The organism is Mucilaginibacter sp. NFX135 (assembly GCF_048565145.1).
Classification (GTDB): domain Bacteria; phylum Bacteroidota; class Bacteroidia; order Sphingobacteriales; family Sphingobacteriaceae; genus Mucilaginibacter.
Genome location: NZ_CP183412.1, coordinates 4,182,203 through 4,201,552 on the forward strand (window position 1 = coordinate 4,182,203; position 19,350 = coordinate 4,201,552).

The window sequence follows — 19,350 nt, forward strand, 5'->3', positions numbered from 1 at the left end:
CCGATATGGAAACGAAAACAAAAAAGCCACAAAAACAGGATCGTCAACCGGGTCTCGAAGCGGAGATGGATCCTAAACCGGAGTATATTAAAGATAGTTACAAAGCTGCTGGCAAACTTCAGGGCAAAGTAGCCCTGATTACTGGGGGTGATAGCGGTATTGGCCGTGCTGTCAGCGTTCATTTTGCCGAAGAAGGTGCAGACGTGGCCATTGTTTACCTTGATGAAGATAACGATGCCGAAACCACCAAAAATTTAGTGGAAGCCGCGGGCAAAAATTGCCTGCTTATAAAAGGAGATGTGAAGGATGCGTCCTTTTGCAAAAACGCGGTCGAAAAGACAGTCAGTAAATATGGAAAGCTAAACATACTGGTCAATAACGCGGGGATGCAATTTCCGCAGAAAGATGTCAAGGCTATTGACCCTGAACAACTGGACACTACTTTTCGAACCAACATTTTCGCTTACTTCTATTTTGCAGAAGCGGCTACCGCACATATGCATGAAGGTGATTGCATTATTAATACCACCTCGGTGACTGCTTACCGTTCGTCACCCTCGCTGATTGATTATTCATCGACTAAAGGAGCTATTACCACATTTACGCGCTCACTGGCAACAAATCTCGTTGAGAAAAAGATACGTGTAAATGCCGTAGCACCCGGACCTGTTTGGACGCCTCTGATTGTATCTACGTTTGATGAGGAGAAAATTAAAAGTTTTGGGAGTGAAACAGCCATGAAACGTGCCGGTCAACCTTCGGAGCTCGGGCCGGCTTATGTATTCCTGGCTTCGGATGATGCTTCTTTTATAACAGGCCAGGTCATCCACGTGAACGGCGGTGAAGTAGTCAACGGATAAAATGCTTATCGCGGATGAAGACTGCGTAATTGCGAGCTTTAAGAATAAAGTACAGGTGCGCGCAGCTAACCTGATGCCAGATAGTAGTTGTGCATTCCCTTAATGAGCGTTCAACACAAATAATGCAGCGTCTTTTCAGAGTAAAAATGGAACAAAATATAGAAATAGAAAAGATTGTATTGCAAGACGATGGTACCTTTCCAAACAGCCATTATCCGGTGCTGTTGTATAAGGGGGTGTTGGATATTCCCATGCTATTTCCAGCCATATATGTTAAGCACCTTTTTGAAAAGAATAGCTGGTCAAACAGTTGGGATGCCGGTGTATTTGAGTACCATCATTACCATAGCATTACCCATGAAGTACTCGGCATTTATAAGGGGCGAACCAAGTTGCAGTTAGGCGGTTCAAAAGGTCCGCAGATCTTCGTCGAAAAAGGCGATGTTCTTATTATTCCCGCCGGAGTGGCCCATAAGAACTTAGGGGCCGAGAATTCTGTAGGTGTGATCGGAGCATACCCGTATGGAAGGAATTACGATATGAACTACGGCAAGGCCAGTGAACGGCCAGGTACGGATAAAAACATCAGCAAAGTTCCTTTACCGGCAACTGATCCGATTGGACTACCGGACGGCTTAACCAAATTTTGGAAATAATGGAAACAAAGGCAAAAAAAACAAGCACGAAGAAGGACTTGTCCAAAAGTTATAACCGTTATAAAAAATTCGGTGAAAAACAATATACCGGCATGCAGATCGGTCGTGGCCATCATTGGCATTATGATGCAGGAGACTGGAAAGAAACAAAAATCACACCTGACCTTTGGGAAATCTCCTATGCGGTAACTAAAAGGCGCGTCGGTCACGCACCCGAAAACTCCGGTGTGCCCGTCGGCACAGAATACCAATGGTATATCCTGTCGCATCAGCATGCAAAAAAGCTCAACGCGAATGATTATTCCACCGAGATGAGCGGCCTCAAATTTAAACTGGCACATAAACGTGCCGATAAAGAAACATGGAGTGCCAAAGCTCCCACCCAACGTAAACACCTTATTCAGTTCCTGAGAGATATAGCGGACCAACTGGAAAAAGAGCCCATTCACCTTGAGTTTGAATACGAAGGAAAAGTGTATCAGGGTGAAGCGGTGCCGATTGCTGAAACCTGTACCGGTGATATATGCTATGAAGCGGACGTGTCATTAAACGATGAAAATTTAGGAATTATCCGTTGCGCTAAAAGCGGATGGAAAATGGACCGGGTAGACCAGGACCTGGTAGATGCCATAGGTAACGAGATCTTTTTATACTATGATAATAATTAAAATAAAATGGCAAAATATTCAGAAAAAGCACAGGACAAAGTTCACAAGGCTTTACATGAAGAAAAAGAAGGCACGCTAAAAAGCGGCAAAAGCGGTAAAAAAGTAACCTCCAAAAAGCAGGCGGTTGCTATCGGATTGTCGGAAGCCCGTAAAGAAGGCGCCAAAGTGCCCAAGAAAAAATCGTAACATCAACCCTACTACCTATGAAAGATGAAAATAAAATGAGCCGGCGACAGATCGTTGCCGGTTTGGGTGCTACACTGGCTACAGCTGCAATAGCACCCGCATTTGGAACAACACGTATAACGAGCCGGCCCACCGATAATGCCGCTAAGATCAGTGACCCAACCAAACTCTATCCCAAACCTCCATTTAAAAGCCAGCCGCAGCCCTGGCCGGGCCTGCAAAGTAAAATGGATCCGATACCGGATTGTGGTGAAACCAGCTATAAGGGTTCAGGACGTTTAACGGGACGGAAGGCTTTGATTACCGGAGGCGACTCGGGTATGGGCCGGGCGGCAGCTATTGCATACGCCCGTGAAGGTGCGGACGTTGCCATCAACTACTATCCTACGGAAGAACAAGATGCCCAGGAAGTTATTGCACTTATCAAAAAAGAAGGTCGTAAAGCTATTGCGATTCCCGGTGACCTTCGTAGTGAAGATTTCTGCAAGCAATTGGTGCAAAAAGCGATCAGCGGATTGGGCGGTCTCGATATTATTGTGAATAACGCAGGGCGTCAGCAATCATTGAATTCTATTCTGGATGTCACCAGCGAAGAGTTTGACTCCACGATGAAAACAAATATTTACGCACCATTTTGGATCATCCGGGAAGCGCTGCCACATTTACCGCCCGGTTCGGCTATTATTGGTACAACTTCTGAACAAGCTTATGATCCTTCGCCGGATCTATATGCCTATGCGCAAACCAAAGCCGCTACCATGAATTATGTAAAATCACTGGCTAAGCAACTTGGCCCAAAGGGTATCCGCGTAAACGGCGTTGCGCCAGGCCCTATTTGGACAGCCTTGCAGATCAGTGGCGGAGCTCAACCGGAAAAACAACAAATGTTCGGCAGCTGGACGATGTTGGGCAGGCCAGGGCAACCGGCCGAACTGGCTTCCATTTATGTGCAGTTGGCGGCCGCTGATGCCAGCTTTGCCAGTGGGCAGATTTATGGATCATCCGGCGGTGTTGGACAACCTTAATCCAATAGCATCATGAAAAAAGTAATTATAATCATATTATCAGCGTTAGGTACATTTGCGGCAAAAGCACAAATTCCTCAACCTGATCCCGATACCACAGCCAAACATTTTATCATCGTAGCCAGTATTGGTAATTTACAAGAAATAAGCGCCGGACAATTAGCCTCGCAAAAAGCAAAAGACAAAGATGTCAGATCTTTTGGCCAGATGATGGTCAAAGATCACCGTCAGGCACAGCAAAAGCTAATGGAGCTGGCAAAACGTAAAGGTTACAATATCCCGCCAGCGGCCACAAGCGGTATACAACCTGATCCTAATTTGAAAAACGCGCGTGATAATTTCGATAGTATGTATGTACGCGCCATGATGGCGGGACACAACAACACGGTACAGACGTTTGAAACCTACGCCACGACAGGAAAAGACCCAGACGTTAAGGCATTTGCACAGCAAACGCTACCTACGCTGAAGGCTCACTTGGCTGCTATCCAGGTTATCGACAGCCGGCTTAAAGGAATTTCAAAGTAATCATTAATCAAAAACAAATATCATGGAAACACAAACCGCACAGACTACCGATTCAAAACTCAAGGAGTTTTTTACAGATCAATTAGAAGACCTGCTTTGGGCAGAAAAAAAACTGGTTAAAACCCTGCCGAAATTGCAGGAGGCCGCTACGTCTGCTGAACTAAAAGAGGCATTTGGCAATCATCTCACCCAAACCCAAAATCATGTTACCAGATTAGAACAAGTATTCGGTATAATTGGCGAAGATGTGGACACGACTAAATGCGCAGCAATGGCCGGTATTGTTGACGAAGGTGAGGATATCATAGACGAAACCGAAGAAGGCACCGCGCAGCGGGATGTGGGTTTGATCTTCGCCGGACAAAAAGCGGAGCATTATGAGATCGCTACCTACGGTGGCATGGTTACACTGGCTAAGACCTTAGGATATAACGATGCCGCTGATTTGTTGAGCCAAACCCTGGAGGAAGAAAAGGAAGCAGATAACCTGCTGACCCAGATTGCTGAAAATAATATCAACTACCAGGCGAGCACCGAGCCTAAAGAAGACAAAGGACTTTTCTCCTGATCTGTTTCCAGCGCCTGTCTAATGACAGGCGCTGATATATATATATACCCAGATAACAAAATCATTAGACTATTTAGAAAACATTTAGAATTAGCTTATGCCATGGTATAACGGAAATTATCCGCCCTCTTATAAGAACCAACCGAAGAAAATCAGGGAAAAAGCAACGGAGATCGCCAACGAAGTGTTGCGAACAACCGACAATGAAGGTGAAGCGATAGCGACAGGCTTAAAGCAGGCTCGTGCTTTTTTTGCAAATGAAAAAAAGAAAAATAGTGATAGCTGAATTATATAAATCTGCTATTTTTTTCAACTATTTATTATCCGGAGATCCGGATAGTAAAAGTACTAAAACAAGTATTTTTCCCGCAAAAACACGTATTAATTACCTCAACTTTTTAAAGAGCATAGCTGTTATTTATAATATATTTAATGGTTATGACGTACTTACAATACTGCAATCAACTCGTCCATGAAGTGAGGCAGACGAAAGCAAACACCAGATCGATGTTTGAAAATTTAAAAGGCGACAAGGGTTACCTGGATCCCTATGAAATTGACTTATATATGGCGACTGTTAAAGACTTCGATCATCTGGCAAGTCAAGCCGAATATGTAATGCTTCAAATTCTAAACGGCACTGTCTCGCCGTTTGATGAAATAGATTGAAAACTGTTTTCTTTATTATATCGTTTGTGTGTAGATCTCCAGCCAGCAAGTGTCTGGAGATCTTCTTTTTTAAGAGCTATAAAGCCGTAGCTCTATTCAATTAATAGGTATAACATCGACGACAATTTCGTTGCCTATTACATGGATCCTAAGTTATTCACCTACCTTTTGTTGATCTGGCGTTTCATTGGGTCCAGAGATATTCTCATGTTTTTTATCGTTATTGCCATCGTTATCAGCGGTGCCTTCCTGATAAGGTTGTTGTGGATGCGGGCTCGGAGATTGGGTTTGCTTATCGGTATTGTTTTCCTGTCGCTTATCAGATTGATTTGTTTCTGCGGCGTTTATCGCCTGGCTATAATTTGGCTGCCCAACTTGGTCAGGATCCGTAAAATTACTATTTTCCGGATGTTCTTCTGCAGGTTGTGTCCGTCTGAAATACTCATTCGTGTAACCCGCATTTTGAGAAGGATTAGCTTCGTCATCACCAGATGGAGTAACATTATTTTCTCCGAAATTCTGACCTCCCATGCCTCTGCTTTCCATACCCGGAGCATCCTGTTTTTTCATGTCCTCTTTTGATGTAAGAAAGCCTCGTTGCAAATCATCTTCGGTTAAATTATTTTCATCAACGCGATAAGCGTTTGCTTTGTTGCCGTTGGGTTTATCGTTATCCGGCAACCGTTTATCTTGATGTATCATAAGCTTATATATTTAATATATACTAATTATAATACCAGTTTTTGCCAATTGTTTTATGTTTTTTTAATTGTAGATCAATTGATTTACTAACGGACCAGTGCAGCCAGGCTGGTGTTATTGCATTTCCCTAATGCGACATGAATGACAATAAAGATGACGAGGGTGAACAGCCCCTCCGCCCCGATTTCTTGACGTCCAGGGACTATAATGGCGCAGAAAAACTTCTTACACTTTCTTCTTAATAGGACTGATATCGCCATTACGCTCCATGTAAACTTTTTCTATCTGGCCCAGATCTTCAGTAAGCGCGGATTTTCTTACGCCCTGCATGATATCCTCTTCGCATACCAATGCTTTATCCAGGTTATCCTTTATGAACTTTCCTTCCTGAAATAGCGGGATCTTATCGCCCTCTATAAAGCGTCCAAATTTTCGATAATGCACAATAAGCCAACCAAAAATACGATGTAGTAATACCATAACAAAGCAGGTAATAATCACGGGAACGAAAGCGGAAGCCCCGACTATGGCGCGGCTTAATACAGCCCCTAATGAGATTGTAATGATATTATCTAATGGTGTCCTTACGCCAAATGATCTGCGCCCTGAAATACGGATGAGTATCAGTGCGATAAAAAAAACAACAATGCCGCGGCTACTCATTTGCAGAGTATTCAAGTCCTTTCCTTCCCCAAAAATGGTGGTGATTAATTCCATGTAATTTTTGTTAATACTTTATTTATAATAGCTTAACAACCATTTCTTCTAACGGTTTCATCCTATTGTTTACACCTCAAACTTTGGTATCAGATAACTGTTATAAGATCATAATCTTTAGCATATGCCATCAAACCTGCTTATTTCCTGTCATCGTTTGCTTAAAGAAAAGCATCTTACCATTGCCTTTGCAGAAAGCGCTACCGCGGGTCGGGTTTCTGCTGAGTTTTCTCTGATCCCGGAATGTGGTGATATATTAAAAGGCGGTATTGTCTGTTATGATGCTTGTATCAAGCAGGAGGTTTTAGGAGTTCCACAGGAACTGGTGGAAAAATACACACCGGAATCTGCCGAAATAACCCGGGAGCTTGCCATACGATTGGGGAATTTTATGAAAGCGGATATACAGGTAGCGATCACAGGACTTACCATGCCTGGTGGCAGTGAAACCCCGGAAAAGCCGGTCGGTACCATGTTTATTCACGCGTTGATCAACGGCAATCACCTGGCCTCCAGTGAAGTTTATAAAGGAACCCCGGAAGAAATCGTATTACAGACAGTTGATCGTTTGGCGAAATTGTTGATCGATGAATTATCCTGAACCCGATTGTTAATCAATATATATTTAACCCAAAAAGCGATATGCTGGCAGCGTTTTTTTCAAGTTACTGATATAGTAATTACAGACTGTTATGCTAATTACCCGCCAGAAAACGCCTAATCTGCCCCCAGGAATAGGTAGTCCGCTTAAAAGAAGCGTTACATAATCTTGATCTGCGCGGCTGTAAAGCGGGTGATCAAGCCTTTATAGAATCGACTTTTGAAAGCTGGTTCTGCATAAACACTGCTAATCCATAACATGACCTTCAATTCAACCGCGTCGGCGGCTATCGAATTAATTATAATTTCAGGCTCGCCACCTTTTACGTAATCGGTCGAACGTTCCAACTCTTCGCGCACAATCTTGGTTACCAGGGCAATGTCGGCCGCGATATTGACCTTAAATAATATTTCCGACTTAATATAAGCGGTACCTGTCGTCCAGTTTACAAAACGGTTAGAGATCAGATCTGCATTAGGGATGATCACCTGGCCACCCTGCGGCGTCAGCATTTTACTACTGCGGATACCGATATCCTGTATCTTACCTTTTTTATCCGCCAGCTCAACAAAATCGCCGATCTGAAACGGCTTTTCAAAAATAAGGATAATGCCAGACACGAAGTTGTTAACGATATTTTGCATCCCCAGACCGATGCCTACGCTGAGAGCCCCGAGTACCACAGTCAGTTTATCAACGGGAATACCTGAGGCGGTAACTGCCAGCAACAAGCCAGCAACTACGATCAGCAGCCGTATCAGCGTAAGTTTGGAACTTTTATGTTCTACCTGGTTAGCATAGCTGACCGATTGTTCGCCGAATAAAATACCGATGTGCTTCTGCAACAAATTGGATACATATAGGATAACTGCGAAAAACAATACGTTACCCAATGTAAAATTAACGCTGCCAAAGCTCCGAGGTTTAACAAGTAATTGGTGGATAAAAGCAAAAACGCTCCCGGAGATATTTAAATTAATAAAAAAAACCAACAGCCATACGATAATGGCTACCACCGACAGTGCCCGTTTAAAGGTCCTCCGGGTTTTACTGATATTCAGCCGGGTAAAGATACCCCCGTTACAGGCGCTTATCTTGATCTGCAATTCGAGCGCTTCTGAAAAGAGCTGAATAAAAACGGCCAGCCCAATGACCTGGGTGAGGCCGATAATGGCAGTTACGCTGAATATCTTGGCCAGACTAATCCGCCCAAAGGTATTGAGGAGCACTGCCAGTGCATGCAGCACAAAATAAATGAGTAGTACCGGCCTGATAAATTTTCTCGCGATCTGTGCATTTTGCAGCTGTTGATATAAACGGATGCCTATATAAATGGCCCCGACATTGATAATCACAAGGCAAAGGCGTAGCAGCCGGGTATCACGCACGGCGGCGCTCATAAACACAATAATGGCATACAGCAAAACAATAATTAGCCAATGATACCATTGCTTACGATCGATCTGGTGGTAAAACTGAAAGGTTAGGACGGCCAGCAACAGGGATTGTACCACTTCTATATAAGGTGAAGGTGCATCCGGCTCGAACACCGGTATCAGGTTCAGGAATAGTAACAGTGAAGCGACCAGAGGCAGGGGTTTAAGATAAGTAAAGTTCAGTTCGCCAATCATTTGCTTTAGCTCTCGCTTCTTTGCTTTGCGGTAATTTAAATAAACCCAAAAGAAAAAAGCGACACCGGCCAGCATCAACAGGAGACGGTTATCCCAGCTCGACCCAATAAAATAGCCGAGAATCTTTTGCTGCCCGGCATAAGATGTGGCTAACAACTTACCGACATTGTCCGCGCTATCATCGGGCGGGGCTGACCAAAGAAAGGGCGACTCCTTGCCTAAAATACTTCTTCCGGAAGCTTCCAGCTTTTCGCTGACTTTAGCCTGGAGTGCGGTCACCTGCAGGTAAACTGCGGAAACATCGGCCAGCAGACGGCTGACGGTGTCCAGACTGGCGGCGTTGGCTTTGCCGGCTCGCTGGAGCTTCAGTTTAACATCGATCAGCTGACGGGCATATAAATTCTTGGCGGTGGTATCATTCGCATTGACTTTGAGTAAGGTATCATTACTAAGTGCGACCACTTCTTTTGACATCTTTTGCAGGTCATTGCTAACCCTGGTAAATGTTTGCTGCCAGTTATTTAGTTTTTGCTGCGAATTATTCAGGATCAGGTTATAACTGCTGAGTGTTTTCGGATCAGGTACTTTACCTGGCACACTGAGGTCTTTGGCTATCGGCCAAATGTCTTTTCTGATGGCATCCAGATCACCGCGAACCTTGGCCGAGCCGTAGCCCCTGGTGTTAGCCGCGTTTACCTGTGTGATAGCAGCCTGCGCCTTCTGTAACCTAAATAACAAAGTATCAGGGATACTTTGCCCCGAATCGCTTTTTAAGCTAACCTGGTTTTGAGCCTGCGAAACGGTAGGGACGAAACAACCCGCTATCAGCAAAAAAAGGAGATAAATTTGTTTTTTCATAGCCTTTCCTTACGGCCGGAAGTCAGCCGATCAATTTCATAATTATTAAACAATCAATTTCCTAAAGGGTTGTAAGTAAATGGAACAATACCCTGTAACAGCGCTTAACAAGCCAGAGCTAAAAAGCTTTTTTATTCATCATCTTAACCGGATATGCTGTGCTAAAGCCCAACTTGCTAATAAGCTTCCGCTGTTAACGCAGCGGTCGGAATTTTTGTATCTGCAACGGACTATCGATGAAACTGTTAGCATGATATGTCTTCAAAAATCAATTTGCTGATCAGTGATATCGATGAATTAGTCGCGGTCTGTATCTGGAGGGTCGAAGTTTAAAAATGCACCGCTGCTTCCCTCGCTAAACTTTAATAAATATTATCTGCAATTGGTGCCGGAACATATCGTATTCACCATATTTTACCTGCATTGGGTATCAGATACTAACTAAACGATCATAAGCTGTGACTATGTTGATTATTTCCGTCAGCAAACCCTAAAGGTAAACGCTTCTACTTCAGCATCAATGCTGAAGTACCTGTTCCATAACATTAAATTATTTTCTTTGTTTACATGAGGCCCATAGTGCAGCACCTACAAGCACCGCGAACACCGCTTTCTTTAAAACTGCGGCGCGGTTATGCTTCCATTCAACAGCAAGCCCGCGTTCTTTGATCAGATTTGGTAAATGACCGTTTTTGATATCATCGATCAAACCTTCAAATACATTGATGCGGTCCGCCAGAATGAGTGGTATCCAATGCCGATAACGGTCTTCGCTGTGTTTAAAGGCATAGCGCCGGATAGCGCCGCTCAGACCAGAGGGCGGCACTGAGGTGCCAAAAACGGCGGTCGGCCCGGGCCGTTCGGTAGACAATAAGATCTCGACTGTCAGCGGTTGCTGCGGTGAGCGCTCATAATTGATCCGGTTATGATCATCGCCTGTGTAGTTTTTAATGGGATATGTCGGCTCGTTCTCCGGGTCGATATCCAAACCCCAGCCGGGAATATTTTTATAGTTTTTGTTGATTGATTTCATGGGATCAGAACGGTTTTGATGCAGTTATCTAATTTGGAGGAGAACAACCGGTAGGCGTCAGAAACGTCTTTTAATGGCACCCGGTGTGTGATCAGCCTTTTGGGGTCCAGTCTGCCGGACAGTACGTGATCGAACAGTTTTGGCATTAATCGTTTTGGGGCCGATTGATTGGCCCTGATGGTAATACCCTTATTGACCACATTTCCAATGGCCAGTAGATTGAACGGCGGTCCATAAACACCCACAATGGAAACAATGCCTCCTTTCTTCACTGAGTTAATGGCCCACTGCAGTGCTGTGGCTGCGCCGGCCTGCATTAAAGCTATTCGGCCGCTGAAGGTTTGCAGGGTATTGCCTTCGGCTTCGCAGCCCACACAATCGATACAAACATCCGCGCCATACCAATCGGTAGCTTTTTTCAGGAAAATAACCGGGTCAGCCATCTCCTTAAAATTATAGGCTTCGCACTTCGCATAGTTTTTGGCAAACTCCAACCGGTAATCAATATGATCAATAATAATCACCCTTGCCGCCCCGAAGAACCAGGCACAGCGTGCGGCCATAATGCCGATAGGCCCCGCGCCAAATACCACCACCGTGTCGCCTTCTTTAATGCCGCCCATCTCCGCGGCTTGATAGCCTGTCGGAACTACATCCGTTAACAAAACCGCATCATCTGGGTCCATTTCCGGAGGAATGAGTGTGGGGCCAACGTCAGCATAGGGAACCCGTACATATTCCGCCTGGCCGCCATCATAGCCCCCGGCCGTGTGAGAATATCCAAATATGCCGCCGACGGCCGTAGCCATGGAGTTGGATTCATGACAATTGCCATAAAGACCCTGCTTGCAGAAGCTACATTTGCCGCAGGCCACATTAAAAGGTACCAGTACCTGGTCGCCCACTTTCAGTTTTTGCACCAATGGGCCAACCGCTTCAACAATCCCGGTAAATTCATGGCCAAAGGTCGAGCCAACTCGGGTATCCGGTACCATCCCATGATATAGATGCAGATCTGAACCACAGATACAACTGCGGGTCACGCGTACGATTGCATCCTCGGGATGCAGGATCTTCGGCATCGGTTTTTCAACCAGACGGACCCGGTAAGGCCCGCGGTAATTCATTGCTAACATATTTTTTTCTTTTATTTAATCAACCTGTATTATTGTTATCAGTCAATTGGTCATATGGAAACGGTTTAGCTTCACCGCTGTCCAGTTTCAATTTGATCTGGTCGCCGGAGGTATCGAGCACCTCACCCTCGCCCTCGCGGGAGATCACACGCTGGCCTTAGTAAGATATATCCATCCATGACCAGTAAACTATTATTGCTTTTCGGAGGCATAGGTGCTCCAGTGGGCAACACCTGCCGGTTCACTGTTTTTACTTCCGTACTTCGCTCTATGCTCATTTGCTTATCCAGCTTTTGGGTCGTTTCCAACTCCTGCTCCAAAGCCTGGTCGGTTTGGGTCACTCCCAGCGTTTCTTTCAGCATATCATACTTGTCCGGGTACGGCATTTTGGCGCCGAAAGCCTGAGTGAAATATTGTATGACAGCAGCCAACTTCCCATTCTCGCCGCCGAACTGTTCGAGCAGCAAGTTGGCAAAACGCGGATCAGGGCGCGAAACCCTGGCGTTGAATTGTAGGTATTTTACATGGTGAAACATAATGTAGCTTTTTAAAGATGTTCTTAAATAACAGCCGGGACCGATGCCGGTTTGGTGGATAACTACGTGAAAGCGTGGCCATATTACCTGTTACCAACCGTAAAAAAATACCTGTTAGGTGAAAATTACCCGATCTGTAAAACCGGGAAACTGCAGTACAATAAGCGCTGTTATTCTTAGTAATAAAGAGATATTCCAATGAAAACAACACCTATGAAAAAATTAAACTTGCTGTTAGTGATAGTTCTGGGAACTACGTTGGTTATGCCGTCGTGTAAAAAAGATCACAGCGATCACTATACTATGGGCAACCAAGACTTTGTTACCCAGGCATCCAGCAGCAATATGTTTGAAATTGCAGCAGGCAACCTTGCCGTGCAAAAGAGCGCCAACGCCGACGTTAAAGCCTTTGGTAATCATATGGTCATCGATCACGGACAGGCAGGTACCGAAATGGCGACATTGGCCAGTCAAAAAGGCTGGATCGTTCCCACCGCTATGTCGACAAAAGAGCAAAACAATTACAATATGCTTGCTGCGCTCAGCGGTACAGCATTTGATAAACAATTTGCGACGATGATGGTTACTTCGCATCAGGAAACCATAAGTTTGTTTCAAAAAGCGGCCGGCGATAGTGGAGTGCCGGATGCCGACTTGCGCGGTTTTGCCTCCGGTAAATTGCCGACACTAAAGGAGCACTTAACCGATGCGCAAACCCTGCAAATCCATGTTAGCAACGAATAGTCCTATGCGGTTCATCAGCTCTAAATTTCATGCAGTGGTTGATTATGGCAGCGGTATATTCCTGCTTTGCCTGCCCAAACTGATCGGTGCTGCCGATGGGTCGGCAGTCAGCTGGCTGGCTTTTGCGGCAGGCATTATGATTCTGCTGCAAGCTACGTTAACCAATTATGAAGGCGGGATCGTCCCCTTTATTCCACTGTATGTTCACCTGATCGTTGATATCATGCTTGGTCTGGCGCTGGTAACTGTTTCCTGGCTAACTGGCATCTCCGGCAGACCGTTAAGTGTTTTTTTGATCATGGGAATTCTGGCCTTCTTATTTGGCTTATTTACGCGTCTGCGACCTCCGGCGCGCCGTAAAGTTTATAATCACTTCAAATAATTAAACATGGAAACGATTAATGATCTCAATTTTCAACGCTTCAGGCAAAGCCTTGCGCTGACGTTTTTACTGATGCTGTTACTCTACTTTGGCGGTTGTTCGCCCGCACCAAGCTTTTGAAATAAAGTGGATATAATGCGCCAATTGAGCATGTACAACTACTCAAGCAGAAACAAGTAAATTATAAATAGATCTGTTTATGATAACAACCAAGCAAACCTGAACACGCTCGTTTTGTTCTTAAAAAATGAGGATGAAAGTTAACAAGAATTGAAAGGTGTAGAAGAATAGTTCAATTATTCAATTTCCGATGGAACATCTTCAATATAACATGAAAAACTAACGTAATATTAAAGGCATGTTGAAAAACATCAATCCCCTTTGGTGGCAAAACGGTATAATCTATCAGATATATCCAAGATCCTATCAGGATAGTAACAACGATGGCCTGGGCGATCTGCAAGGCATTATAAGCCGGCTCGAATACCTCCACTGGTTGGGTATTAATGCCATATGGCTGTCGCCGATATATCCTTCACCAATGAAAGATTTCGGCTATGATATTTCCAACTATACGGATATTGATCCTGTATTTGGCACCATGGCCAACTTTGATCTGCTGCTTTCCGCGGTGCACCGGATGGGCATGAAATTAATCCTCGACTTTGTGCCCAATCATACCTCCGATCAGCATCCCTGGTTTTTGGAGTCAAGATCATCCCGGGACAATCCTAAACGCGACTGGTATATCTGGAACGACCCCGCACCCGGAGGAGGGCCACCAAATAACTGGCTAAGCGTATTCGGTGGCAGTGGCTGGGAATGGGATGAGCACACCGGCCAATACTATTATCATGGTTTTTTAAAGGAACAGCCCGACCTCAACTGGCGCAACCCGGAAGTGCAGGAAACTATGTTCAATATCCTGCGTTTCTGGCTTGATAAAGGTGTTGACGGATTCAGGGTTGATGTGATGTGGCACATGATCAAAGACGCGCAGTTCCGCGATAACCCGATAAATCCCGGATACCGGGCTGAAATGCCAACCTATGATCAGTTGCTCCCCGTTTACTCTACCGACCAGCCCGAAGTATTGGATATTGTTTTTAAAATGCGCCGTGTACTGGATGAGTATCCCGAACGCGTCATGATAGGTGAGATCTATCTTCCTATACAACGGCTCATGATATACTATGGCGATAAAAACAACGGAGCCCATCTTCCATTCAATTTCCTGCTGCTCTCTGTGCCCTGGGAACCCGTAAAGATCGCAGCGGCTATAGCAGAATATGAAGGAGCTTTGCCACCCGGAGGCTGGCCTAACTGGGTGATGGGTAATCATGATCGCCCGCGTATAAGCACCAGGGTTGGCAGCGGCCAGGCTAAAGTTGCCGCAATGCTACTTTTAACGCTTAGAGGTATCCCGACGTTATATTACGGTGACGAAATCGGCATGCGAGACGTACCGATCCCGTTTGACGAAGTGCAGGATCCGCAGGGGTTAAATATGCCGGATAAGAACCTTAGCAGGGATCCATGCCGTACGCCTATGCAATGGAACGCCGAAATGAACGCAGGCTTTAGTGAAAGCAAACCCTGGCTTCGTATAGATAAGAATTATACGTTAAATAACGTTGACCGCCAAAAAGCAGATCATTATTCCCTATTAAACCTTTATCGCAAGCTTATCAGATTACGAACAGGGGAGCCGGCATTAAACATAGGTCGTTATATTCAGGTGTGTGCCGATGACCAGGCCATCTCCTACATTCGGGAAATCGAAGGCTCGTCGCGTTTTTTAGTCGTTCTTAATTTATCTCACCGGCCTTATTACTTCAAGACCACACAAAAAACGCTTAGTGGGCGAATTGAGATTTCAACTTTGCCTGAAATGGAGGGAATGATCACCCAAGGCACTATAGAGCTGGATGGCGATCAAGGAGTTGTTATACGGCTGGATCAGTAAATCCCTTAAGTTATCTATCGGTTCAGTTTTTTATTAGGTTCCGCCGTCTTTATCACATATCAACCATTGGCTTACCTGGAATTTTCAGTATCGTTTACTTTCTCGATGACTTCCTTTTTTATAAAATTTATAACAGATTCACTAAGCTCATCTCCTGATACTTGCTCAACTGTACCGTGGTGGTCTGTTATTTGAAGAACCGCTGCTATATTGTTATCGATTAAAACATCCAGCCGATTGCCGCGGCGTTCTACCAAACATGACAATTCCCGCTCTGCATAGTTAAGCGTAAATAAATGACTGCTTACATCTTTACCAGTTTCCATTATATATAGTTTAGCTGATTTATAAACACAAATACTTTAAAATAGGTTTTATTCTTTTAATAATAAAACCTATTTTATCATCGCCTGGCATCATTTACAGATAGAAGGATGAAGAGACATGGCAATATCACCCCAATTTCCTTTACTACCTATAGTTACTTTTTGCAAGCAGATCAATATTCACAGTCGATGCCAGGTATTGTTTTTTATTAATTTTTCGTTTAGTTCTGCGGATAATCAACAAATAGCTGCAAATAATAATGTGTGTATGAAGATGAAAGTAAATGGCCCTAAACCATACTTTCATCATTATCCTATTCTCAAGTCTATATGGATCCAATTAGCGAATATTTAGCTTTCTTTTTTCTGCAAGTGCTTTAATTGAAGCCCAATGCTGCTGTAAAATTGGTAATGTACGCTTGGCAAACGCGCGTATCTCCGGATCTTGAATTTGGCCCGCGGCGTTTTTAAAAAGCGTTAACATTTTTTTATGATCCTTTATCATTAGTAAAATATAATTATTTTCAAAAGCTGTACCTGTAGTGCCGCCAAGCAATGGATCACGCGTAACATCATCAACAGATGGCACTTTAATATGGTAGCCTTTTGACTTAATTATCGATTTCAGCTCTCTATTCGCCTTGCCATGATCAGCAATCATTTTTTTTGCAAAATCTTTTACATCAGTGGTAATAGCTACATGCATAGCCATTTCACTGGCATTGGTTTCTTTAAATCCACCAACTATTGCCTGAGAAATAAATGTCTTATCATCAACATCCTGCTTTGCGTTGAGTGCCTGTGCATCTGAAAAATGGCTACGTATAATTATTGCTATAATCAAAGACAATCCTTTCATAATGTATTTAATATCTTTTTAAACCAGTACTACCGATACCATGTAACGGCGTCTTAAATGCAGATCATACCATGTGCCTGCTTATTGGTAACGCCGGTTAATATGAGAAGTTTCGAAAAGTACAAAATCAAGTATTTTATCTCTATCCAAGTGATTAATGACAATAGGTCAACGTATAAATACTGAAACACTCGATGTCAATACGTTGACCTGGAAGAGGGTTACCAGACACAAGTAGGATGGCGGTAAGCCGTGATGTAACTAACGGTTATTATTGGTTTTCCCCTTATTGTCCCAATGATCTTTAATTACCTTACCGGATGTATCTACTAAAAACCTGCGCACAAAACGTTCGCCTTTTATCTTACCGTTTTCATCTGCTTTGCCAACAAATAATAATACCGGCCGGCCAAAATCATCCGTTTTAAAGGCCAGATTATAACGGCCCATTTTGCGCTCAATAATAGTATCCGGCTCGTATGCTTTTTCCAGTACTTTATATATCTCTTTTCCCAACTTCATCATATAGATTCAATTTATGGGGTTAACTTCTTAATTAAGTTATATAGCTCATTGCATTCTGGATAAATATTCAACTAAGAGTAACTTGCACTACCTGCGCATTCAAAGACAGTATCCGCGCAGCACGTGCTTGTAAAAGCCTTAACTTTATCTTGCCATCTGCCCCGCGTATCTGGATTATTGTAATTGACTAAACCAATATAACCAGCGCAGATAACAATCACTTTTGATATGATATAGAGCGTTTCTATCAGTCAAGTAAACCGTGTCGCATCGCAAATCGGACCAAGGCTAAAGAATTACGGCTTTGGGTTTTATCCATCATTGATTGCCGGTGACCTTCTACAGTTCTTCGGCTGGTAAACAGTTTATTAGCCGCTTCAACATTCGTAAAACCGTCAGCAATGAGCTTCAGCACATCCATTTCACGATCTGAAAATTCAACTTTCACGTTATCATCTTCTGCAAAGGCATAAGGCTTAATCACAGAGCGCTTAATTAACCGGTGTGTTAATGACGATGATACAAACGGTTTACCCGCTGATGCTTGTTTTAAGGCAAAAACCAATTCTTCGGTATCTGCCGTTTTACTTACGTAATTGGTAACGCCATTTTTAAAAGCTTGCTGAATAATATTTTCATCTTCATGCATAGAAAGCAGCACAATCGCCAATCCATCGAAATTTTCGCGAGCTGCTTTGGCCAGTTCCAAGCCATCCATTCCTGGCATATTTACATCAGCCAGTAAAACATCAGTTTTCACGCCGCTTGTTAATAGTTCAAGTGCCTGCTTTCCGTTGGCTGCCTCACCACTGACGTCAAAGCCCGATTCATGAAGCAGCAATTGCTTAATCCCTTGCCGAACAACATCGTGGTCATCAACAATTAGAACCCTTATCATTTTGATTTTTATTTAATTAAACTGAGATTCACATTAAATAGTTTTAATTAATAATTAATTATATATCAATTTAAAATTTTTAATCACCAATTTTAACATTTCTTACCAGTGGACCTATATCCGTGATAATTCATGCCAACATATTAGGTACTTTTTAATAACAGTCGCATCGCTATCACCTTCCAGTTCTCCGGAAGTAAACGTTTTGGTTAAACCTTTGTCAAGGTTGACAACAATGTTGTCCCCCTCGTATAAACAACTATCACTCAATGATTGAAATGCTTAATACCGCGGCACGTAAAAATCACGACTTATCAGGTAATTTCCCATAAAACAGGCGCCACGTTGCTGTGTTGATCTTATTAGTAACCTATAAAAACAACAGTTATGGAAAACAATCAGAAATACGCCCTGATAACGGGCGCAACCAGCGGTATCGGTCTTGAACTGGCCAGGCTTTTTGCTAAAGATCAGTTCAACCTTATTATTGTTGCCCGCAACCAGCAGGAACTTGATCAAACTGCACAGGAACTAAGTGAAACGGGCGTCGATGTGATTCCCATTGCCTGCGACCTTTCCAAAATGGATGAAGTTGAAAGCCTCTGCACTGACATTGAACAACGAGGCTTACCAGTTCATGTGCTTGTTAATGATGCCGGGCAAGGGTTGTATGGCCTGTTTAAAGACACTGAACTGGCCCGGGAGCTGGATATTGTTCACCTTAATATCTGCGCAACAATCATCCTTACCAAGCATTTCGTAAAAAAGATGGTAGAAAGAAACGAAGGCCGAATTCTGAACCTTGCTTCTATCGCCAGCCGCACGCCGGGGCCATGGCAGTCGGTTTATCATGGCACTAAGGCCTTTGTGCTATCGTTCAGTGAGGCTATTCGTGAAGAACTGAAGGACTATAATATCACAGTGACTGCTCTGTTGCCGGGCCCAACCGATACCGATTTCTTCAATAAAGCAGAAATGCAGGATAGCAAGATCGTTCAAGACAAATCTTCACTTTCTGATCCTGCCAGGGTTGCCAAAGATGGTTATGAGGCGTTAATGACAGGCGACGATCACGTGGTATCCGGTTTTAAAAATAAAATGATGATGCTGATGGCAAGCATTACCCCAGAAAGTACCGTTGCCGGCATGATGGCCGGAATGCAGGAGCCGGCTGAAAAGCGGTAAAATTATCTCTGATAGCTTATATGGCGGCGGCGAGAATCCGTCGCCACTTTTTTATGTCAACAACCGCTATTTAGTGTCAATTTTTAGTATC

At 43.8% G+C, this 19,350-nt stretch carries 24 protein-coding genes; 14 read left to right on the top strand and 10 right to left on the bottom strand.

What is annotated here, in order from left to right:
• Nucleotides 1–5 precede the first annotated feature (5 nt).
• The 9 genes from ACNURT_RS17300 to ACNURT_RS17340 all read left to right on the top strand — a co-directional run bounded on the left by ACNURT_RS17300 (nucleotide 6) and on the right by ACNURT_RS17340 (nucleotide 5,160).
• Nucleotides 6–860 carry an SDR family oxidoreductase gene (locus ACNURT_RS17300; protein ID WP_419698774.1) on the top strand — a complete coding sequence of 285 codons (855 nt, stop codon included), beginning with the start codon at nucleotides 6–8 and terminating at the stop codon, nucleotides 858–860.
• Nucleotides 861–1,006: 146 nt separating this feature from the next.
• Nucleotides 1,007–1,516 (top strand): hypothetical protein, encoded by a 510-nt coding sequence (locus ACNURT_RS17305; protein ID WP_419698775.1) that lies wholly within the window; start codon nucleotides 1,007–1,009, stop codon nucleotides 1,514–1,516.
• Nucleotides 1,516–2,184 carry a hypothetical protein gene (locus ACNURT_RS17310; RefSeq protein WP_370995125.1) on the top strand — a complete coding sequence of 223 codons (669 nt, stop codon included), beginning with the start codon at nucleotides 1,516–1,518 and terminating at the stop codon, nucleotides 2,182–2,184. The genes ACNURT_RS17305 and ACNURT_RS17310 overlap by 1 nt, the downstream gene beginning before the upstream one ends.
• A 6-nt stretch (nucleotides 2,185–2,190) precedes the next feature.
• Nucleotides 2,191–2,370: a DUF6496 domain-containing protein gene (locus tag ACNURT_RS17315; protein ID WP_370995124.1), complete on the top strand. Its 180-nt coding sequence runs from the start codon at nucleotides 2,191–2,193 to the stop codon at nucleotides 2,368–2,370.
• Nucleotides 2,371–2,387: 17 nt separating this feature from the next.
• Nucleotides 2,388–3,395, top strand: a complete 1,008-nt coding sequence (locus ACNURT_RS17320) for an SDR family oxidoreductase (RefSeq protein ID WP_419698776.1) — start codon at nucleotides 2,388–2,390, stop codon at nucleotides 3,393–3,395.
• 12 nt (nucleotides 3,396–3,407) lie between these two features.
• Nucleotides 3,408–3,923, top strand: coding sequence for a DUF4142 domain-containing protein (locus tag ACNURT_RS17325; protein ID WP_419698777.1), 516 nt, complete (start codon nucleotides 3,408–3,410; stop codon nucleotides 3,921–3,923).
• Between the two features lie 22 nt (nucleotides 3,924–3,945).
• Complete coding sequence (locus ACNURT_RS17330) at nucleotides 3,946–4,491, top strand: ferritin-like domain-containing protein (RefSeq protein WP_370995120.1); 546 nt, start codon at nucleotides 3,946–3,948, stop codon at nucleotides 4,489–4,491.
• Between the two features lie 97 nt (nucleotides 4,492–4,588).
• The gene (locus ACNURT_RS17335; protein ID WP_419698778.1) at nucleotides 4,589–4,777 is read left to right on the top strand and encodes a hypothetical protein; all 189 of its coding nucleotides are present in this window, start codon (nucleotides 4,589–4,591) and stop codon (nucleotides 4,775–4,777) included.
• Between the two features lie 221 nt (nucleotides 4,778–4,998).
• Nucleotides 4,999–5,160, top strand: a complete 162-nt coding sequence (locus tag ACNURT_RS17340; protein ID WP_419698779.1) for a hypothetical protein — start codon at nucleotides 4,999–5,001, stop codon at nucleotides 5,158–5,160.
• Between the two features lie 153 nt (nucleotides 5,161–5,313).
• Here the strand turns inward: ACNURT_RS17340 and ACNURT_RS17345 are convergent, their stop codons facing one another.
• Both ACNURT_RS17345 and ACNURT_RS17350 read right to left on the bottom strand, forming a co-directional pair.
• On the bottom strand, nucleotides 5,314–5,862 hold the full coding sequence (locus ACNURT_RS17345) for a hypothetical protein (protein ID WP_419698780.1): 549 nt from the start codon (nucleotides 5,860–5,862) through the stop codon (nucleotides 5,314–5,316).
• 225 nt (nucleotides 5,863–6,087) lie between these two features.
• Complete coding sequence (locus ACNURT_RS17350; protein ID WP_419698781.1) at nucleotides 6,088–6,579, bottom strand: DUF421 domain-containing protein; 492 nt, start codon at nucleotides 6,577–6,579, stop codon at nucleotides 6,088–6,090.
• A gap of 124 nt (nucleotides 6,580–6,703) precedes the next feature.
• On the opposite strand from ACNURT_RS17350, the gene ACNURT_RS17355 reads away from it, so the two are divergent.
• Complete coding sequence (locus tag ACNURT_RS17355; RefSeq protein ID WP_419698782.1) at nucleotides 6,704–7,180, top strand: CinA family protein; 477 nt, start codon at nucleotides 6,704–6,706, stop codon at nucleotides 7,178–7,180.
• A gap of 158 nt (nucleotides 7,181–7,338) precedes the next feature.
• Here ACNURT_RS17355 and ACNURT_RS17360 read toward each other — a convergent pair whose 3' ends face one another.
• From ACNURT_RS17360 to ACNURT_RS17375, 4 genes are all read right to left on the bottom strand, one after another.
• The gene (locus ACNURT_RS17360; RefSeq protein WP_419698783.1) at nucleotides 7,339–9,669 is read right to left on the bottom strand and encodes a mechanosensitive ion channel family protein; all 2,331 of its coding nucleotides are present in this window, start codon (nucleotides 9,667–9,669) and stop codon (nucleotides 7,339–7,341) included.
• A 550-nt stretch (nucleotides 9,670–10,219) separates the two neighbouring features.
• The gene (locus ACNURT_RS17365) at nucleotides 10,220–10,702 is read right to left on the bottom strand and encodes a hypothetical protein (RefSeq protein WP_419698784.1); all 483 of its coding nucleotides are present in this window, start codon (nucleotides 10,700–10,702) and stop codon (nucleotides 10,220–10,222) included.
• Nucleotides 10,699–11,838, bottom strand: coding sequence for a zinc-dependent alcohol dehydrogenase (locus ACNURT_RS17370; RefSeq protein WP_419698785.1), 1,140 nt, complete (start codon nucleotides 11,836–11,838; stop codon nucleotides 10,699–10,701). Before ACNURT_RS17370 ends, ACNURT_RS17365 begins: the two co-directional genes overlap by 4 nt.
• A 122-nt stretch (nucleotides 11,839–11,960) precedes the next feature.
• A complete protein-coding gene (locus ACNURT_RS17375) occupies nucleotides 11,961–12,374 on the bottom strand; it encodes a manganese catalase family protein (protein ID WP_419698786.1) in 414 nt (137 codons plus the stop codon).
• Nucleotides 12,375–12,587: 213 nt separating this feature from the next.
• Here ACNURT_RS17375 and ACNURT_RS17380 point away from each other — a divergent pair, with 213 nt between their 5' ends.
• The 3 genes from ACNURT_RS17380 (at nucleotide 12,588) to ACNURT_RS17390 (ending at nucleotide 15,466) form a co-directional block, all read left to right on the top strand.
• Nucleotides 12,588–13,118, top strand: coding sequence for a DUF4142 domain-containing protein (locus ACNURT_RS17380; RefSeq protein WP_419698787.1), 531 nt, complete (start codon nucleotides 12,588–12,590; stop codon nucleotides 13,116–13,118).
• On the top strand, nucleotides 13,102–13,500 hold the full coding sequence (locus tag ACNURT_RS17385) for a hypothetical protein (RefSeq protein ID WP_419698788.1): 399 nt from the start codon (nucleotides 13,102–13,104) through the stop codon (nucleotides 13,498–13,500). Before ACNURT_RS17380 ends, ACNURT_RS17385 begins: the two co-directional genes overlap by 17 nt.
• Before the next feature lie 358 nt (nucleotides 13,501–13,858).
• Nucleotides 13,859–15,466 carry an alpha-amylase family glycosyl hydrolase gene (locus ACNURT_RS17390; RefSeq protein WP_419698789.1) on the top strand — a complete coding sequence of 536 codons (1,608 nt, stop codon included), beginning with the start codon at nucleotides 13,859–13,861 and terminating at the stop codon, nucleotides 15,464–15,466.
• 71 nt (nucleotides 15,467–15,537) lie between these two features.
• On the opposite strand, the gene ACNURT_RS17395 is transcribed toward ACNURT_RS17390, so the two are convergent.
• From ACNURT_RS17395 to ACNURT_RS17410, 4 genes are all read right to left on the bottom strand, one after another.
• Nucleotides 15,538–15,792: a hypothetical protein gene (locus ACNURT_RS17395; RefSeq protein ID WP_419698790.1), complete on the bottom strand. Its 255-nt coding sequence runs from the start codon at nucleotides 15,790–15,792 to the stop codon at nucleotides 15,538–15,540.
• Between the two features lie 340 nt (nucleotides 15,793–16,132).
• The gene (locus ACNURT_RS17400) at nucleotides 16,133–16,651 is read right to left on the bottom strand and encodes a DUF4142 domain-containing protein (protein WP_419698791.1); all 519 of its coding nucleotides are present in this window, start codon (nucleotides 16,649–16,651) and stop codon (nucleotides 16,133–16,135) included.
• Between the two features lie 261 nt (nucleotides 16,652–16,912).
• Nucleotides 16,913–17,176 (bottom strand): hypothetical protein, encoded by a 264-nt coding sequence (locus ACNURT_RS17405; protein WP_419698792.1) that lies wholly within the window; start codon nucleotides 17,174–17,176, stop codon nucleotides 16,913–16,915.
• 247 nt (nucleotides 17,177–17,423) lie between these two features.
• Nucleotides 17,424–18,074: a response regulator gene (locus ACNURT_RS17410; RefSeq protein ID WP_370995105.1), complete on the bottom strand. Its 651-nt coding sequence runs from the start codon at nucleotides 18,072–18,074 to the stop codon at nucleotides 17,424–17,426.
• Nucleotides 18,075–18,461: 387 nt separating this feature from the next.
• On the opposite strand from ACNURT_RS17410, the gene ACNURT_RS17415 reads away from it, so the two are divergent.
• Nucleotides 18,462–19,259: an SDR family NAD(P)-dependent oxidoreductase gene (locus tag ACNURT_RS17415; protein ID WP_419698793.1), complete on the top strand. Its 798-nt coding sequence runs from the start codon at nucleotides 18,462–18,464 to the stop codon at nucleotides 19,257–19,259.
• The last annotated feature ends 91 nt before the right edge of the window (nucleotides 19,260–19,350 follow it).

Bases quoted from the DNA above. Each gene is read 5' to 3' on its own strand.
- ACNURT_RS17300 (WP_419698774.1), top strand. From the start codon at position 6: ATGGAAACGAAAACAAAAAAGCCACAAAAACAGGATCGTCAACCGGGT.
- ACNURT_RS17305 (WP_419698775.1), top strand. From the start codon at position 1,007: ATGGAACAAAATATAGAAATAGAAAAGATTGTATTGCAAGACGATGGT.
- ACNURT_RS17310 (WP_370995125.1), top strand. From the start codon at position 1,516: ATGGAAACAAAGGCAAAAAAAACAAGCACGAAGAAGGACTTGTCCAAA.
- ACNURT_RS17315 (WP_370995124.1), top strand. From the start codon at position 2,191: ATGGCAAAATATTCAGAAAAAGCACAGGACAAAGTTCACAAGGCTTTA.
- ACNURT_RS17320 (WP_419698776.1), top strand. From the start codon at position 2,388: ATGAAAGATGAAAATAAAATGAGCCGGCGACAGATCGTTGCCGGTTTG.
- ACNURT_RS17325 (WP_419698777.1), top strand. From the start codon at position 3,408: ATGAAAAAAGTAATTATAATCATATTATCAGCGTTAGGTACATTTGCG.
- ACNURT_RS17330 (WP_370995120.1), top strand. From the start codon at position 3,946: ATGGAAACACAAACCGCACAGACTACCGATTCAAAACTCAAGGAGTTT.
- ACNURT_RS17335 (WP_419698778.1), top strand. From the start codon at position 4,589: ATGCCATGGTATAACGGAAATTATCCGCCCTCTTATAAGAACCAACCG.
- ACNURT_RS17340 (WP_419698779.1), top strand. From the start codon at position 4,999: ATGTTTGAAAATTTAAAAGGCGACAAGGGTTACCTGGATCCCTATGAA.
- ACNURT_RS17345 (WP_419698780.1), bottom strand. From the start codon at position 5,862: ATGATACATCAAGATAAACGGTTGCCGGATAACGATAAACCCAACGGC.
- ACNURT_RS17350 (WP_419698781.1), bottom strand. From the start codon at position 6,579: ATGGAATTAATCACCACCATTTTTGGGGAAGGAAAGGACTTGAATACT.
- ACNURT_RS17355 (WP_419698782.1), top strand. From the start codon at position 6,704: ATGCCATCAAACCTGCTTATTTCCTGTCATCGTTTGCTTAAAGAAAAG.
- ACNURT_RS17360 (WP_419698783.1), bottom strand. From the start codon at position 9,669: ATGAAAAAACAAATTTATCTCCTTTTTTTGCTGATAGCGGGTTGTTTC.
- ACNURT_RS17365 (WP_419698784.1), bottom strand. From the start codon at position 10,702: ATGAAATCAATCAACAAAAACTATAAAAATATTCCCGGCTGGGGTTTG.
- ACNURT_RS17370 (WP_419698785.1), bottom strand. From the start codon at position 11,838: ATGTTAGCAATGAATTACCGCGGGCCTTACCGGGTCCGTCTGGTTGAA.
- ACNURT_RS17375 (WP_419698786.1), bottom strand. From the start codon at position 12,374: ATGTTTCACCATGTAAAATACCTACAATTCAACGCCAGGGTTTCGCGC.
- ACNURT_RS17380 (WP_419698787.1), top strand. From the start codon at position 12,588: ATGAAAAAATTAAACTTGCTGTTAGTGATAGTTCTGGGAACTACGTTG.
- ACNURT_RS17385 (WP_419698788.1), top strand. From the start codon at position 13,102: ATGTTAGCAACGAATAGTCCTATGCGGTTCATCAGCTCTAAATTTCAT.
- ACNURT_RS17390 (WP_419698789.1), top strand. From the start codon at position 13,859: ATGTTGAAAAACATCAATCCCCTTTGGTGGCAAAACGGTATAATCTAT.
- ACNURT_RS17395 (WP_419698790.1), bottom strand. From the start codon at position 15,792: ATGGAAACTGGTAAAGATGTAAGCAGTCATTTATTTACGCTTAACTAT.
- ACNURT_RS17400 (WP_419698791.1), bottom strand. From the start codon at position 16,651: ATGAAAGGATTGTCTTTGATTATAGCAATAATTATACGTAGCCATTTT.
- ACNURT_RS17405 (WP_419698792.1), bottom strand. From the start codon at position 17,176: ATGATGAAGTTGGGAAAAGAGATATATAAAGTACTGGAAAAAGCATAC.
- ACNURT_RS17410 (WP_370995105.1), bottom strand. From the start codon at position 18,074: ATGATAAGGGTTCTAATTGTTGATGACCACGATGTTGTTCGGCAAGGG.
- ACNURT_RS17415 (WP_419698793.1), top strand. From the start codon at position 18,462: ATGGAAAACAATCAGAAATACGCCCTGATAACGGGCGCAACCAGCGGT.